Origin of the sequence: Enterobacter sp. HG048, assembly GCF_024702055.1 — a bacterium.
Lineage (GTDB): Bacteria > Pseudomonadota > Gammaproteobacteria > Enterobacterales > Enterobacteriaceae > Enterobacter > Enterobacter dykesii.
On the sequence record NZ_JANLIZ010000006.1, the window covers coordinates 149,380 to 165,107 of the forward strand.

At 58.1% G+C, this 15,728-nt stretch carries 12 protein-coding genes; 8 read left to right on the forward strand and 4 right to left on the reverse strand.

Annotation, left to right across the window (positions count from 1 at the left end; genetic code table 11):
- Position 1 precedes the first annotated feature (1 nt).
- The gene (locus tag NUX24_RS10130; protein WP_214577219.1) at positions 2 to 1,399 is read right to left on the reverse strand and encodes an MFS transporter; all 1,398 of its coding nucleotides are present in this window, start codon (positions 1,397 to 1,399) and stop codon (positions 2 to 4) included.
- Between the two features lie 27 nt (positions 1,400 to 1,426).
- A complete protein-coding gene (locus NUX24_RS10135) occupies positions 1,427 to 2,596 on the reverse strand; it encodes a M20 aminoacylase family protein (RefSeq protein ID WP_047650257.1) in 1,170 nt (389 codons plus the stop codon).
- 171 nt (positions 2,597 to 2,767) lie between these two features.
- On the opposite strand from NUX24_RS10135, the gene NUX24_RS10140 reads away from it, so the two are divergent.
- Complete coding sequence (locus NUX24_RS10140) at positions 2,768 to 5,113, forward strand: AraC family transcriptional regulator (protein WP_257831301.1); 2,346 nt, start codon at positions 2,768 to 2,770, stop codon at positions 5,111 to 5,113.
- On the opposite strand, the gene queD is transcribed toward NUX24_RS10140, so the two are convergent.
- Positions 5,098 to 5,460, reverse strand: a complete 363-nt coding sequence (gene queD / locus NUX24_RS10145; RefSeq protein ID WP_023309002.1) for a 6-carboxytetrahydropterin synthase QueD — start codon at positions 5,458 to 5,460, stop codon at positions 5,098 to 5,100. The genes NUX24_RS10140 and queD overlap by 16 nt on opposite strands.
- Positions 5,461 to 5,766: 306 nt before the next feature.
- On the opposite strand from queD, the gene cysJ reads away from it, so the two are divergent.
- The 3 genes from cysJ to cysH are packed head-to-tail and all read left to right on the forward strand — an operon-like array spanning position 5,767 to position 10,034.
- Entirely contained in the window at positions 5,767 to 7,572 is a 1,806-nt protein-coding gene (cysJ, locus tag NUX24_RS10150; protein WP_257831304.1) for an NADPH-dependent assimilatory sulfite reductase flavoprotein subunit, read from the forward strand.
- Entirely contained in the window at positions 7,572 to 9,284 is a 1,713-nt protein-coding gene (gene cysI / locus NUX24_RS10155) for an assimilatory sulfite reductase (NADPH) hemoprotein subunit (protein ID WP_023309000.1), read from the forward strand. Before cysJ ends, cysI begins: the two co-directional genes overlap by 1 nt.
- A gap of 15 nt (positions 9,285 to 9,299) precedes the next feature.
- Positions 9,300 to 10,034 (forward strand): phosphoadenosine phosphosulfate reductase, encoded by a 735-nt coding sequence (cysH, locus tag NUX24_RS10160; protein WP_023308999.1) that lies wholly within the window; start codon positions 9,300 to 9,302, stop codon positions 10,032 to 10,034.
- 71 nt (positions 10,035 to 10,105) lie between these two features.
- On the opposite strand, the gene NUX24_RS10165 is transcribed toward cysH, so the two are convergent.
- On the reverse strand, positions 10,106 to 11,149 hold the full coding sequence (locus NUX24_RS10165; protein ID WP_064673516.1) for an aminopeptidase: 1,044 nt from the start codon (positions 11,147 to 11,149) through the stop codon (positions 10,106 to 10,108).
- A gap of 237 nt (positions 11,150 to 11,386) precedes the next feature.
- Between NUX24_RS10165 and cysG the strand changes: the two genes are divergently transcribed.
- Genes cysG through cysC form a run of 4 tightly spaced genes read left to right on the forward strand, consistent with a single transcriptional unit; the run spans position 11,387 to position 15,702 of the window.
- Positions 11,387 to 12,745, forward strand: a complete 1,359-nt coding sequence (gene cysG / locus NUX24_RS10170) for a siroheme synthase CysG (RefSeq protein WP_374693104.1) — start codon at positions 11,387 to 11,389, stop codon at positions 12,743 to 12,745.
- Between the two features lie 9 nt (positions 12,746 to 12,754).
- Positions 12,755 to 13,663 (forward strand): sulfate adenylyltransferase subunit CysD, encoded by a 909-nt coding sequence (cysD, locus tag NUX24_RS10175; RefSeq protein ID WP_006811770.1) that lies wholly within the window; start codon positions 12,755 to 12,757, stop codon positions 13,661 to 13,663.
- Between the two features lie 9 nt (positions 13,664 to 13,672).
- Positions 13,673 to 15,097: a sulfate adenylyltransferase subunit CysN gene (gene cysN, locus NUX24_RS10180; protein ID WP_023308996.1), complete on the forward strand. Its 1,425-nt coding sequence runs from the start codon at positions 13,673 to 13,675 to the stop codon at positions 15,095 to 15,097.
- Positions 15,097 to 15,702 (forward strand): adenylyl-sulfate kinase, encoded by a 606-nt coding sequence (cysC, locus tag NUX24_RS10185; protein WP_010434543.1) that lies wholly within the window; start codon positions 15,097 to 15,099, stop codon positions 15,700 to 15,702. The genes cysN and cysC overlap by 1 nt, the downstream gene beginning before the upstream one ends.
- Positions 15,703 to 15,728 lie beyond the last annotated feature (26 nt).

The following is a 15,728-nucleotide window of genomic DNA, read 5'->3' on the forward strand; positions in this document are numbered from 1 at the left end:
CCTATCGCGGGGCCCGTTCTGAAGGAAGCAATGCCCAGGTGACTCCCGCCGAAGCGAGACAAATTGCGCTGTTGAAGAGTAGCGCATACTGTGCGGCGCTGGCCATTCCCAGCGGCAGCAGCAGCGCATACAGCGACGCGGTAACGGCGATCCCCATTGCTCCGCCCAGCGAACTGCCCATCTTGTAAACCCCTGAGGCCACGCCAACTTTGTTTTCAGGCGCATTCATTACCGCAGTATCCGTTGACGGCGTGGCGTAACACCCCAGCCCCAGGCCAAATAAAATGTTGCTGAGAAAAACGGTGACAATATAGATCTCTTTGCTTAAGAAAGTGCAGGAGATCAGCGTGATACCCGTTGCGGTCAGCAGCGGCCCGGTCATCATCGGCAGGCGCGCCCCGTAACGCTGGAGCAGCTTTTCCCCGACCCGAATCATCGCCAGCACGGTGACCAGATATCCCAGCGTCATGATGCCGGTTTGTAGCGGCGAAAGATGGTGTCCTTGCTGCAGCCAGATACTGGCGATCATCATGGTGCCAATGCAGCCGTTGAGCAAAAAATTAGAGAATACCGACGCGCTGTAGGCCCGGTTTTTAAACAGGGCAAAATCAATCAGCGCCACATCACCTTTACGTCGCCCGGTAAGCACAAAGCAGACCGCTGCCAGCGCGGCGCCACCCAGCACAAGTAGCGATAAAACGCTGCTCCAGCCCCAGCTGTGCCCTTTACTGATAAACAGGTTCAGCAGCACCAGCATGCAGACAAAGCTCACCAGGCCGCTGATATCCAGCTTATGGCGGCTCGCGGCGTCGCTTCGGCTTTCCGGCGTACCGCGGATCAGCAGCAGCGCCGCCACCGCGACCAGCATGGAAAAAACAAAAATCCAGCGCCAGCCGAGCGTGGTGGCAATAGTCCCGCCGACAAACGCGCTCAGGCCGCTGCCGCCCCATGAACCAATGACCCAAAAGCTGATGGCCCGCTGCCGCGCGTTTCCTTCATACCAGGTTTTAATCAGCGCCAGCGTGGCGGGCATGATGCAGGCCGCTGACAGCCCCTGTATCGCTCTTCCCAGCAAAAACAGGACCGGCTCCCACGAGATGAAAAGCAGGGCGCTTCCGACGATGCTCAGCGTCAGGCCGATATAGGTCATGCGCATACGCCCAAACTTGTCGGCAAATCCCCCGCAGGCAACGACAAAACAGCCGCTGAACAAGGCGCTGAGGCTGACCGCCAGCGTGAGGGTTTCGAGGGAGATAGTCAGGCTATTTTTCATTGCCGGGACAACGTTAATCACCGACTGCGCAAATAACCAAAACGTCAGAACGCTCATCACAATACCGGCCAGCAGCCGATCGTTACCGGCGTAGGTCGGTGTGCCTGTCAGGGGAACGGTACTCATCGTGCAAGCCTCCGGGGGGGGCGAGAATTAACGCAGATAATGTTCGGTCAACGCGCACCAGAGTGCCGCGCCGGTGAGGAGAAGCTTGTCGTTAAAGTCATAGCCTGGGTTATGCACCATGCAGCGTTCAGGCTCATCTCCCGCACCGAGGGTGAAGTAGCAGCCGTTGGGATTTTTCTCGAGCATGAACGCAAAATCTTCGCTTCCCATAAAGGCATTCACCGACGAGACGGCATCCTGACCGAACAGGTCGGTCGCTACCGTACGCACCATTTCATTGGCCTGCGGGTTATTCCTTAGCACCGGACTCCCGTTCACGTGACGGATCGTGGCCGTGGCGTTGAAGCTCTCAGCCTGCGCCACGGCGATATCATGGATCCGCTGCAGCACGGTTTGACGCACCGTTTCATCCAGCGTGCGAACGGTTAGCTTCATTAACACCTTGTCGTTGATGATATTCGGAGCATGACCCGCCTGGATGCTGCCCACGGTCACGACGACCGGCTGGAACGGGGTGATATTCCTCGACACAATCGACTGCAGGGCGAGGGTGATGTGGCAGGCAACCAGCGTGGCATCGACGGTGTGTTCCGGAACGGCGCCGTGTCCTCCCACCCCGTTGACTTCAATATGAACGGTGTCCGAAGAGGCCATCATGGCGCCATCGCGAAGGCCGATTTTCCCGAGCGGCTGGGAGGGCATATTGTGCAGGCCGAAAATATGGTCGCAGGGGAACTGCTCAAACAGGCCATCCTCCAGCATGACGCGTCCGCCATACAGCAGCTCTTCCGCAGGTTGAAAAATGAGATGTAACGTACCGCTAAAGTTGCGGGTGCGGGCCAAATATTCTGCGGCATAGAGCAGCGTGGTGGTGTGGCCATCGTGCCCGCAGCCGTGGAATTTTCCCTCGACGGTGCTACTCCACGCCTTGCCGCTGTTTTCCTGCATTGGCAGCGCATCCATGTCGGCGCGCAGGCCCAGGCTTTTGCTGCTGTTGCCCACCTTCAGGGTGCCAACCACCCCGGTTTTTGCCATTCCCCGGTGGACCTCATAGCCCCACAGTTGAAGGAGTGACGCGACGCGGTCGCTGGTTTTGTGCTCCTCGAAGCCAATTTCGGGGTGTCGGTGAAATTCGCGACGAAGTTCAGTGAACCGATCTTCGGTGTCCCGCAGAGCGTCAACAATTGGATGTGTCATTTTTGTTATCCTTTTCCTGCCAAACGGTGTTAGTTTCGAGTTTATGTCGATCGCATTGCCGGAAAATGCCCTTTTTTGTTGTAAAGCGACGCCTTTTTTCTGATTGTTTTTCATACGATTCAGTTATGACAAAAAATGGCGCATCATTTTTTGTCCATGCGGGGGAGCCGAATGGAGCAGCATGGGAACGAGTTTGCGGTAGTCGTTGAAGACATTCGCCTGCTCACGCAGGATGAAGGTGATTCGCTGACGATACTGTGGGTTCTGGAAGGGCAAGCCGAACTGCAAACCGCCGCAGGACGCGAGACGGTGTCAAATAACGGTCTTGCGGTGATAAACCGCTATCAGCGCTGGCGCTTCAGTAGCCAGAGCGCGAACGTGACGCTTCGTGTCGTTCTCTCCGGGCGGTGGGTAATCAAGCTGTACAATGACTTTTTTGCCCATGACTACGCGGTTCCGACAGAGTCCGGTGGAAACTGGCCGCAGTGTGACGAACTTCGGCACCTGCTGCGTCAGCTTCTGGTGGTGACGCTGGTGAACGATCCGCACCGCTTCAGGCTGGAGGCAAATCGCTGGCTGAGCGAGATCCTGCTGCTGCTGATTGGCCGCTTTCAGCAGCCTGCCCGCCAGAAACCCCGGGACCAGCACGCCGACGTCAGCAAGCGCATTGCCCGCGTGCTGGAGCGGATCAACGCCAGCTATACCCGGCGCATTACGCTGGCCGAAATTGCAGCGAGTGAGTTCGTCTCCGAAGCGTGGCTCTCCCGCCTCTTTCGAAAAGAGATGGGTGTCAGTTTTATGCAGTACATCACCGCCCTGCGGCTGGAAAAAGCGGCTGACGCCCTGCGCCTCACCAGCCGTCCTTTGCATCAGATTGCGCTGGAGCACGGGTTTGCCAGCACGCGCATGATGACCGATCGGTTCCGGCGCTATCACAATATGTCTCCGGGCGAGTTTCGTAAGGCCAGGCGGCATCGCTCCGATGCGTCTCCGCAGCGGGCAGGCACGGGCGAGCAGCGCTTTCCCGTCGCGGTGGATAGGCTGTTTAGCCTGCTTAGAGGCGCTGAGAACCGCGGCTGGGAACCCGCTCCGCTAACCCACTCTCCGCGTCAGGAGCGAATAGTTGATCTGCAGCAGCTTTATCCGCTCTCGTCCGCGCTGCGCCGCGCGCGGCTGGTCGTCACCCTGCGCGAGCTCGACGATTTACTGCGGGAGGATGTTCGCCAGCATCTTGAGGCGCTTCACGAGGCGATCCCAATTGAGGGGATTGATATCGCTGAACCTTTTCTCAGCAGCCGTCTGTTCGCCACGGGATGGGACGATCCCCATATGGCGGGTTACGCCTGCTGGTACAATTTGCAGCAGCTGTTTACCTGGGTAGCAAAAAAAGGCTGGACGATCCTGCTGCACACGGGGGTCACCACCCGATGCGATCTTCTGAAGCGCTTTTTGCAGCTGTCGGTTAACCGATTTTTACCCGATATTACCGCAGGCTGGCACGTCGTGATGCACTGGTCTCCTCAGGCAAGCGCGGAAACCCAGGAGCACGCCTGGCAGGCTCAGCGGGCGACGGTCGGGACCTACCTTCAACAGGCAAAGTTTGGGGTGTGGCATCGCTTCTCTCCCGTGGGTACTGAACTCGGCGACGACGCGCTGTTCCATTCTGGCATTCTGGACCAGGCCGATTTCCTCGCCTGTCAGGCGGATGCCAACGAGCTGCTCGATCTGGCGCGGCTGGATCCTGCACATCTCTCCTCGGCTGAAAACTATCCCGTGCTAAAGATCCGCCAAATACTCGCCGCCCTTCGCCAGCGGCAGCGCACGCTGCCGGTATGGTTACTCTCGTGGAATACCCTTACCGGGAATACGCGAGCAACCAACGGCTGGTTTTTTCGCGGCGCGCTGCTTATGCAAAATTTACTCGGGCTTTCAGAACAGGTCTGGCTGGCGGGATTCTGGCTGAATTCCGGTTTGCAGGGGGAAGCCAGGGCGAACAACACCCTCGATACATCGAGCCTTGCGCTTCAGTATAATCACGGCCTTCCGCGGCCCATCTACTGGGTGCTCTGGCTGTGGCAACGCCTGCGGGGAGAAGTGCTCATCAACGACAAGAGCGTGCTGCTGCTCCGCCATCAGGGGGGCTATCAGCTGCTGCTGCGTAACGTGGTGGTGTTCAATCCGCTGCTCTCCAGCGAAGAGGCTTTCATCCAACGTTTTCAACAGCAATATCATCTGCAGCTACAGGGGATGTGCGGCGAGTGGCGCATCAGGCGCCATCTTTTCGATCGGCACAATGGTGCGCTCTACCCGCTGCTGGAAGGGGTACGCAGCGACAGCGGGCCTGATGAAGAGATGTGGCGCTGGATTGCGCACAAAGCGCGTCCAACGCTTTCCTTACGCGATGAACGGCTTAATGACGGCTGGCAAATGACAGAATCACTGGAAAGTAACGCGCTCGTGCTCTATGAGTTCATGCCGCTAAACGGGCGTGACGAAGAGGATCACTCTCCGCGATAGATGCAGCCGGCGGTGCAGGTCTCTTTGATCATCACCGCGCTCAGCAGTGGCACCAGCGGCTTCATCTGATCCCAAATCCATTTCGCCAGCACTTCGCTGGTCGGGTTTTCAAGGCCCGGAATATCATTCAGGTAGTAATGATCCAGACGATCGTAGGTCGGCTTAAACGCCGCCTTCAGCTCGGCAAAATCCATGATCCATCCGGTATGCGGATCAACTTCACCGGTGATCTCAAGACGCACCATGAACGAATGCCCGTGCAGACGGCCGCATTTATGCCCCTCAGGGACATGCGGAAGGTGGTGGGCGGCTTCGAAGGTGAAATCTTTAAACAGTGTGGTGGACATGATCGCTCTCAGTAATGCGGAAAAAACCGCCGCATAGTACCGGAAAGCACAATTTTTAGCATTAACTAAAACGGCTCTGAAGCCTGGCGTCTCGTTAACGGGCGTTTTTTGATGTTTTTATCGATAATTTTCAGTGGGTTAATTAATCGCTTTTATCGTTAAGTATGACAACTAAAACAGGTTAGTCCATTTGGTTATTTATTATTTCCATCCCTTCTTTAATTGTTATTATCCTCGCCGTTAACCTTATCTTCAGTTTGGATTTATTCGCTTAAAGTCCGCTTGGCTACTGGAACATAACGACGCATGACAACACAGGCCCCACCTTCAAATTTGCTTCCCCTGAACCCGGAGCAACTGGCGCGCCTTCAGGCTGCCACCTCTGATTTTTCTCCCACTCAGCTTGCCTGGGTCTCCGGTTATTTCTGGGGAATGCTCAATCAGCAGCCTGGCGCTGTGGCGGGTGCACCGGTAACGGCCGTTGAAATTCCGGCCATTACCCTGATTTCCGCCTCGCAGACGGGCAACGCCCGCCGCGTGGCCGAAGCGCTGCGCGACGACCTGCTGGCCGCCAAACTGAACGTGAACCTGGTAAACGCCGGGGATTATAAATTCAAGCAAATCGCGTCGGAAAAACTGCTGGTGGTGGTCGCCTCTACCCAGGGCGAAGGTGAACCCGCTGAAGAAGCGGTGGCCCTGCACAAGTTCCTGTTCTCGAAAAAAGCGCCGAAGCTGGACGGCACGGCGTTTGCCGTATTTGGCCTGGGCGATACCTCGTATGAATTCTTCTGCCAGTCCGGTAAAGACTTCGACAGCAGGCTGGCGGAGCTGGGCGCGGAGCGCCTGCTGGACCGCGTTGACGCAGATGTTGAATACCAGACCGCCGCCGCCGAATGGCGTGCGCGCATCGTTGATGTGCTGAAAGCGCGCGTGCCGAAAGAGACGTCGGCGCAGGCCGCGTTCACCGCGACGGGTGCCGTTAACGACATTCACACCAGCCCGTACACCAAAGAGGCGCCGCTGACGGCGAGCCTGTCGGTGAATCAGAAAATCACCGGCCGCGACTCGGAAAAAGACGTGCGCCATATCGAGATCGATCTCGGCGACTCTGGCCTGCGCTATCAGCCGGGCGACGCGCTGGGTATCTGGTACCAAAACGATCCGGCTCTGGTGAAAGAGCTGGTTGAGCTGGTGTGGCTGAAGGGCGACGAGCCCGTTACCGTTGACGGCAAAACCCAGCCGCTTTCAGAGGCGCTGCAGTGGCATTTCGAACTGACGGTGAATACCCCGAATATCGTCGAAAATTATGCCACCTTAACGCGCAGCGAATCCCTGCTGCCGCTGGTGGGCGACAAGGCGAAGCTGCAGCATTACGCCGCGACGACGCCAATTGTCGATATGGTCCGTTTCTCTCCGGCTCAGCTGGATGCCGATGCGCTGATCGGCCTGCTGCGACCGCTGACGCCGCGCCTGTACTCCATCGCCTCTTCGCAGGCCGAAGTGGAGAGCGAAGTGCATGTTACCGTCGGGGTGGTGCGCTACGACATCGAAGGCCGCGCCCGTGCGGGTGGGGCATCAAGTTTCCTGGCGGATCGCGTGGAAGAAGAGGGCGAAGTGCGCGTCTTTATCGAGCACAACGACAACTTCCGCCTGCCGGCGAACCCGGAAACGCCGGTCATCATGATTGGCCCGGGCACCGGCATTGCGCCGTTCCGCGCCTTCATGCAGCAGCGCGCGGCAGATGAAGCGCCGGGTAAAAACTGGCTGTTCTTCGGCAACCCGCACTTTACCGAGGATTTCCTCTACCAGGTTGAGTGGCAGCGCTATGTGAAAGAAGGCGTACTGACCCGCATCGATCTGGCCTGGTCCCGCGACCAGAAAGAAAAAGTATACGTACAAGATAAACTGCGCGAACAGGGCGCAGAACTGTGGCGCTGGATCAATGACGGCGCCCACATTTATGTCTGCGGCGACGCCAATCGCATGGCGAAAGACGTTGAGCAGGCACTGCTGGAAGTGATTGCCGAATTCGGCGGTATGGATGCCGAAACGGCGGATGAATTTTTAAGTGAGCTGCGCGTTGAGCGCCGTTATCAGCGAGATGTCTACTAATGAGCGAAAAACATCCAGGGCCACTGGTGGTCGAAGGTAAACTGACAGACGCCGAGCGCATGAAGCTGGAAAGCAACTATCTGCGCGGCACCATTGCTGAAGATCTGAATGACGGTCTCACCGGCGGTTTCAAAGGCGACAACTTCCTGCTGATCCGCTTCCACGGCATGTACCAGCAGGACGATCGCGACATCCGCGCCGAGCGTGCCGAACAGAAGCTGGAGCCGCGTCATGCGATGCTGCTGCGCTGCCGTCTGCCGGGTGGGGTGATCACCACCAAACAGTGGCAGGCGATCGACAAGTTTGCCGGTGAAAACACGATCTACGGCAGTATCCGCCTGACCAACCGTCAGACCTTCCAGTTCCACGGCATTCTGAAGAAGAACGTCAAGCCGGTGCATCAGATGCTGCACTCGGTCGGGCTGGACGCGCTGGCGACCGCTAACGACATGAACCGTAACGTGCTTTGCACCTCGAACCCGTATGAGTCCGAGCTGCACGCCGAAGCCTATGAGTGGGCGAAGAAGATCTCTGAGCATCTGCTGCCGCGCACCCGCGCCTATGCTGAGATTTGGCTCGATCAGGAAAAAGTCGCCACCACGGACGAAGAACCGATCCTTGGCCAGACCTATCTGCCGCGTAAGTTTAAAACCACGGTCGTGATCCCGCCGCAGAACGATATCGATCTGCACGCCAACGACATGAACTTCGTGGCGATTGCCGAAAACGGCAAGCTGATTGGCTTTAACCTGCTGGTGGGCGGCGGCCTGTCCATTGAACACGGTAATAAGAAAACCTACGCCCGCACCGCGAGCGAGTTCGGCTTCCTGCCGCTGGAGCACACGCTTGCCGTGGCGGAAGCGGTAGTGACCACGCAGCGCGACTGGGGCAACCGTACCGACCGTAAAAACGCGAAAACCAAATACACCCTGGAGCGCGTGGGCGTGGAGACGTTCAAAGAGGAAGTGGAGCGTCGTGCGGGCATCAAGTTTGAGCCGATCCGCCCTTACGAATTCACCGGTCGCGGCGATCGCATTGGCTGGGTGAAAGGTATCGATAATAAATGGCACCTGACGCTGTTTATCGAAAACGGTCGTATTCTGGATTATCCGGGCCGTCCGCTGAAAACCGGCCTGCTGGAAATAGCTAAGATCCATAAAGGCGAATTCCGCATTACCGCTAACCAGAACCTCATTATTGCCGGCGTGCCGGAAAGCCAGAAGGCGAAGATCGAGAAGCTGGCGCGCGACCACGGGTTAATGGATGCGGTTAAGCCGCAGCGTGAAAACTCCATGGCCTGCGTGTCGTTCCCGACCTGCCCGCTGGCGATGGCCGAAGCGGAACGTTTCCTGCCGTCATTCACTGACAAAGTGGAAGCGATTCTGGAAAAACACGGTATTCCGGACGAGCATATTGTTATGCGCGTCACTGGCTGTCCGAACGGCTGCGGTCGTGCGATGCTGGCCGAGCTGGGTCTGGTGGGGAAAGCGCCGGGGCGCTATAACCTGCACCTGGGCGGTAACCGTATCGGCACGCGCATTCCGCGTATGTTCCGCGAGAACATTACCGAGCCGGAAATCCTTGATTCCATCGACGAGCTTGTCGGGCGCTGGGCGAAAGAGCGCGAAGCGGGTGAAGGCTTCGGCGACTTTACGGTGCGTGCGGGCATCATTCGCCCGGTGCTCGATCCCGCAAGGGATTTCTGGGAGTAATCACGAGAGGTAATTATGTCCGTACTCGATCTAAACGCCCTTAACGATCTGCCGAAAGTCGAACGCATTCTGGCCCTGGCAGAAACCAATGCCCACCTTGAAAAGCTGGACGCCGAAGGGCGCGTGGCGTGGGCGCTGGAAAACCTGCCGGGAGACTATGTGCTGTCGTCGAGCTTTGGTATTCAGGCGGCGGTCAGCCTGCATCTGGTGAATCAGATCCGTCCGGACATTCCGGTGATCCTCACCGATACCGGCTACCTGTTCCCGGAAACCTACCAGTTCATTGACGAGCTGACGGACAAGCTCAAGCTGAACCTCAAGGTTTACCGTGCGACGGAAAGCGCGGCCTGGCAGGAGGCGCGCTACGGCAAGCTGTGGGAACAGGGCGTTGAGGGCATTGAGAAATACAATGAGATCAACAAGGTCGAGCCGATGAACCGGGCGCTGAAAGAGCTCAATGCGCAGACGTGGTTTGCGGGGCTACGCCGCGAGCAGTCCGGCAGCCGTGCAACCTTACCGGTGCTGGCGGTCCAGCGCGGGGTATTTAAAGTGCTGCCGATTATCGACTGGGATAACCGAACGGTGTATCAGTACCTGCAAAAACACGGGCTGAAGTACCATCCGCTGTGGGACCAGGGCTATCTGTCTGTGGGCGATACCCATACCACGCGCAAATGGGAACCGGGAATGGCGGAAGAAGAGACGCGATTCTTTGGCCTGAAGCGCGAGTGCGGGCTGCACGAAGGGTGATCCTTTATCCTCCCTCTCCCGGTGGGAGAGGGTTTGGGTGAGGGCATCAGGCTGCGCTATGCTTAACGACCTCAGGCTTTCCCCGCCTTCGCCAGCTCCTTCACCAGCGGCAGCATGACCTTCACCACATCACGACTGCGGTGCTCAATCCGCTGCGGCAGCGCGCTATCAATGTGCTGCTGATTATCCAGCATCACGTTGTGCCAGCTTGTCCCGTCCGGGAAGGCTTTCGATTTAGCGCGTTGCTGATAGCCATCTTTCTTGCCCAGTGCCCAGTTTGTCGCTTCCACGTACAGCACCGGAATGCCCGCCTTATCGAAGACTTCCCCGTCGTTGCAGCAGCCTGTTCCGCGTGGGAAAGCAGGATTCCCTCCCGGATTGGTCGTGGCATAAACGCCATGGCTGCGGGCAATCGCCAGCGCGCGGTCGCGCGTCAGTTTCCGCACGGGTCCCGGCGTACTCTGCCCGCTGTTGAAATAAAGCTTATCGCCGACGATCAGGTTATCGAGGTTGATCACCAGCAGCGTATTTTTCTTCTCCTCAGCGCTCATGCGTTTAAGGAGATTCTCAGCCCCGAGTTTGCCCTCTTCTTCACCGCTGGTGGCCACGAAACGAATGCCATACTGGGTTGGAATATCTTTCATCCGCTCGGCCAGTTCGAGCATCACGCCCAGGCCCGCCGCGTTGTCGTCCATACCCTGCAGCGTCAGCCCGCCGAGGTTGTTATCCGTATCGGCATCGCTCATCGGGGCGTAGGTATCAAGGTGCGCCATAATAATAATCTGTTCAGCCGCGCGACCTTCATGCGCCGCGATAACGGTACTGCCGGTCACGTTATGCCAGTTTTTCGTTTTATTTCGTGAGGTATAAACGTAGCGGCTGTGAAACGACCGGATATCGCTCTGGTAGCCCATCCCGGCAAACTGCTGGCGAAGATAGTCCGCAGAGAGCATCTCTGCAGGCGAGCCGGTCATGCGGCCAGGAAAGACGGTGGCAATATGCCGCGCCTGCATAGTGGCGATTTCACCATAGGGTTGGTTTTTTGCCTGGGCAGGAAGAATAAAGCAAACGCCGAGCGCCAGGGCAGCAATACGGTGGCGCGTTGCGGAAAACATAGTGAGTCCTTAAAAACAGAGCAAAATATTAACCCGCCTAGTATGAAACTGTGATCGCCCATACACAATTTGAATTGCTCTTAAATGCCCGAAATTTCGCGTGTTAAGCACTTTTTGGTATTAGCTTTTTTACGGCGTTATTCCATTGAGTAACTACTCATTCCAATTCGTAATTTCATTCGGTCTAAGCCGCCCCCTATAGTCCCTTTATTCCTCGTTGTTAGTGAGTTGTTGCTTGTGGACTATCTGCCCTTATTTGCCGCGATAAAAGAGAAGCCGGTGCTGGTTGTTGGCACGGGTGAAATTGCCGATCGCAAAATCGCGTTTTTGCAGCGCGCAGGGGCGCAGGTGCGGGTAGTGGCAGAAGCGGATTTTGACGAATCACAAATCGACAGCGTCGTGCTGGTGATTGCGGCGACCGAAGATCGTGAACTGAACCGGCGGATCTCCGACGCCGCGCAGGCCCGTTACCGCCTGGTGAACGTGGTGGACGACCAGCCGTTATGCTCGTTTATCTTCCCGTCGATCGTTGACCGTTCGCCGCTGCTGGTGGCGATCTCCTCCGGCGGTACCGCACCGGTGCTGGCGCGCGTGCTGCGTGAAAAAATCGAAGCGCTGCTGCCGACCAGCCTCGGGCGCATGGCGGAAAAAGCCAGCTACTGGCGCAACCACCTGAAAACGCGCCTGACCAGCGTGACGGAACGCCGTCGTTTCTGGGAACGCGTGTTTCGCGGCCGCTTTGCCAGCCTGATGCATGCCGGTAATGAGACGGCAGCGCAGAAAATCCTCGAGGACGAACTGGATAACCCCGGCAGCACGGGCGGGGAGATCATTCTGGTGGGGGCAGGGCCGGGCGATGCCGGACTTCTGACGCTGCGCGGCCTGCAGGTGCTGCAGGACGCCGACGTGGTGTTCTACGACCATCTGGTCACCGACGGCGTGCGCGAGCTGATCCGTCGGGACGCGGAGCAAATCTGCGTCGGCAAACGGGCTGGCGAGCACTCGGTGCCGCAGCACGACACCAACCAGATGCTGGTTGACGCCGCCAAAGCGGGTAAAACCGTGGTGCGCCTGAAAGGGGGCGATCCGTTCATTTTCGGTCGCGGCGGCGAAGAGCTGCAGGCGGCAGCCGAAGCGGGCGTACCGTTCCAGGTGGTGCCCGGCATCACGGCGGCCTCTGCGGTTACGGCCTACGCCGGTATCCCGCTGACCCACCGCGATTACGCCCAGAGCGTCACCTTTGTGACCGGCCACTACAAGGCCGACAGCACGCCGTTCGACTGGTCGCATCTTGCCCAGAGCCGCCAGACGCTGGCGATCTACATGGGCACGATGAAGGCGGCGGACATCAGCGAACAGCTTATTCAGCACGGTCGCGAGGCGACGACGCCCGTTGCCGTCATTTCTCGCGGCACGCGCGTCGATCAGCACGTTGCGACGGGCACGCTGGAACATCTTGCAACCCTGGCGAAAGACGCCCCGATGCCCGCCCTGATTGTGGTGGGAGAAGTGGTGCAGCTGCACAGCACGCTCGCCTGGTTCCAACACACAACCGATACAGAAGGCTTTGGTTCTTCTGTTGTAAATTTGGCTTAAGGAACGGTTATGGACCAAAAACGTCTTACACACCTGCGGCAGCTCGAAGCGGAGAGTATCCATATCATCCGCGAAGTGGCAGCCGAGTTTTCTAACCCGGTGATGATGTACTCCATCGGTAAAGATTCCAGCGTCATGCTGCACCTGGCGCGTAAAGCGTTTTATCCGGGCACGCTGCCGTTCCCGCTTCTGCACGTGGATACAGGCTGGAAATTCCGCGAAATGTACGAGTTCCGCGACCGTACCGCCAAAGCCTACGGCTGCGAGCTGCTGGTGCATAAAAACCCGGAAGGGGTGGCGATGGGCATTAACCCGTTCGTGCACGGTAGCGCCAAGCACACCGATATTATGAAAACCGAAGGGCTGAAGCAGGCGCTGAACAAATACGGTTTTGACGCGGCCTTCGGCGGCGCGCGCCGTGACGAAGAGAAATCCCGCGCCAAAGAGCGTATCTACTCCTTCCGCGACCGCTTCCACCGCTGGGACCCAAAAAACCAGCGTCCGGAGCTGTGGCACAACTACAACGGTCAGATTAACAAAGGCGAAAGCATTCGCGTCTTCCCGCTCTCCAACTGGACCGAGCTGGACATCTGGCAGTACATCTATCTGGAAAACATCGAGATCGTTCCGCTGTATCTGGCCGCCGAGCGCCCGGTGCTGGAGCGCGACGGCATGCTGATGATGATCGACGACGATCGCATCGACCTGCAGCCGGGCGAAGTGATCAAAAAACAGATGGTGCGCTTCCGTACTCTCGGCTGCTGGCCGCTGACCGGGGCGGTGGAATCCAGCGCGCAGACGCTGCCGGAGATCATCGAAGAGATGCTGGTGTCCACCACCAGCGAGCGACAGGGGCGCGTGATTGACCGCGACCAGGCAGGCTCCATGGAGCTGAAGAAACGTCAGGGTTATTTCTAAGGAGCCGCCATGAATACCACTATTGCTCAACAAATTGCCAACGAAGGCGGCGTGGAAGCGTATCTGCACGCGCAACAACACAAAAGCCTGCTGCGTTTTCTGACCTGCGGCAGCGTGGATGACGGGAAAAGTACCCTGATTGGCCGCCTGCTGCACGATACGCGCCAGATTTATGAAGATCAGCTCTCTTCCCTGCATAACGACAGTAAACGTCACGGCACCCAGGGTGAAAAACTCGATCTGGCCCTGCTGGTGGACGGCCTGCAGGCGGAGCGCGAGCAGGGCATCACCATCGACGTGGCCTACCGCTATTTCTCTACCGAGAAGCGCAAATTTATTATCGCCGACACCCCGGGGCACGAGCAGTACACCCGCAACATGGCGACCGGCGCGTCCACCTGCGACCTGGCGATCCTGCTGATGGACGCGCGTAAAGGCGTGCTGGATCAGACCCGCCGTCACAGCTTTATCTCCACGCTGCTGGGGATCAAACACCTGGTGGTGGCGGTCAACAAGATGGATCTGGTCAACTTCAGCGAAGAGAAGTTTGAGGAGATCCGCCAGAGCTACCTGACCTTTGCCGAACAGCTGCCGGGCAACCTGGATATCCGCTTTGTGCCGCTCTCGGCGCTGGAAGGGGACAACGTCGCGTCCCAGAGCGCGAACATGCCTTGGTATAGCGGCCCGACGCTGCTGGAAGTGCTGGAAACCGTTGAAATTCAGCGCGTGGTCGACACCCAGCCGATGCGCTTCCCGGTGCAGTACGTGAACCGTCCAAACCTCGATTTCCGCGGTTTCTCGGGCACCCTCGCGTCAGGTTCCGTGAAGGTAGGTCAGCGCGTCAAGGTGCTGCCATCCGGCGTGGAATCGACTATCGCCCGTATCGTCACCTTCGACGGTGACCTGCAGGAAGCGGGCGCCGGTGAAGCCGTAACGCTGGTGCTGAAAGACGAAATTGATATCAGCCGGGGCGACCTGCTGGTCGACGCGCAGGAAACGCTGGCGGCAGTGCAGGGGGCTTCCGTGGACGTGGTGTGGATGGCCGAACAGCCGCTGACCGCAGGCCAAAGCTATGACATCAAAATTGCCGGCAAGAAAACCCGCGCCCGCGTGGACGGTATTCAGTTCCAGGTGGATATCAACAACCTGACCCAGCGTGACGTCACCGAGCTGCCGCTGAACGGCATCGGTCTGGTCGATCTGACCTTCGACGAACCGCTGGTGCTGGATCCGTATCAGCAGAATCCGGTAACGGGAGGGCTGATCTTTATCGACAGGCTGACCAACGTTACCGTCGGGGCCGGTATGGTTCGCGAACCGATTAAACAGGCTGCCGCGACGTCTGAATTCAGCGCCTTCGAGCTGGAACTGAACGCGCTGGTGCGTAAACACTTCCCGCACTGGGGCGCACGCGATCTGTTGGGAGGCAAGTAATGGCCGCCCATGATGAGAACGTCGTCTGGCATCCTCATCCGGTCACCGTCGCCCAGCGCGAACAGCTCCACGGTCACCGTGGGGTTGTGCTGTGGTTTACCGGGCTGTCCGGCTCGGGTAAATCAACGGTGGCGGGCGCGCTGGAAGAGGCGTTGCATCAGCAGGGCGTAAGCACGTACCTGCTGGACGGTGACAACGTGCGTCACGGCCTGTGCAGCGATTTAGGGTTTAGCGACGATGACCGCAAAGAGAACATCCGCCGGGTGGGCGAAGTCGCCAGCCTGATGGCTGACGCCGGGCTGGTGGTGCTGACCGCGTTTATCTCTCCGCACCGCGCCGAGCGCCAGATGGTGCGCGAACGCGTGGGCCAGGATCGCTTTATCGAGGTGTTTGTCGATACGCCGCTGGAGATTTGCGAAGCGCGCGACCCGAAAGGGCTGTACAAGAAAGCGCGAGCCGGAGAACTGCGCAACTTTACCGGGATTGACGCGGTATACGAAGCGCCTGAATCGCCTGAGATTCACCTTGAAGGTCAACAATTGGTAACAAATTTAGTAAGCCAATTATTAGACCTGCTCCGACGGGACGATATTATCAGATCCTGAGGCGGTATCGTTCGGGAGCTGTCTTC

Coding starts and splice junctions, on each gene's coding strand:
- cysD (WP_006811770.1), top strand. CDS start 12,755: ATGGACCAAAAACGTCTTACACACCTGCGGCAGCTCGAAGCGGAGAGT.
- NUX24_RS10165 (WP_064673516.1), bottom strand. CDS start 11,149: ATGTTTTCCGCAACGCGCCACCGTATTGCTGCCCTGGCGCTCGGCGTT.
- queD (WP_023309002.1), bottom strand. CDS start 5,460: ATGTCCACCACACTGTTTAAAGATTTCACCTTCGAAGCCGCCCACCAC.
- NUX24_RS10140 (WP_257831301.1), top strand. CDS start 2,768: ATGGAGCAGCATGGGAACGAGTTTGCGGTAGTCGTTGAAGACATTCGC.
- NUX24_RS10130 (WP_214577219.1), bottom strand. CDS start 1,399: ATGAGTACCGTTCCCCTGACAGGCACACCGACCTACGCCGGTAACGAT.
- NUX24_RS10135 (WP_047650257.1), bottom strand. CDS start 2,596: ATGACACATCCAATTGTTGACGCTCTGCGGGACACCGAAGATCGGTTC.
- cysC (WP_010434543.1), top strand. CDS start 15,097: ATGGCCGCCCATGATGAGAACGTCGTCTGGCATCCTCATCCGGTCACC.
- cysJ (WP_257831304.1), top strand. CDS start 5,767: ATGACAACACAGGCCCCACCTTCAAATTTGCTTCCCCTGAACCCGGAG.
- cysH (WP_023308999.1), top strand. CDS start 9,300: ATGTCCGTACTCGATCTAAACGCCCTTAACGATCTGCCGAAAGTCGAA.
- cysN (WP_023308996.1), top strand. CDS start 13,673: ATGAATACCACTATTGCTCAACAAATTGCCAACGAAGGCGGCGTGGAA.
- cysI (WP_023309000.1), top strand. CDS start 7,572: ATGAGCGAAAAACATCCAGGGCCACTGGTGGTCGAAGGTAAACTGACA.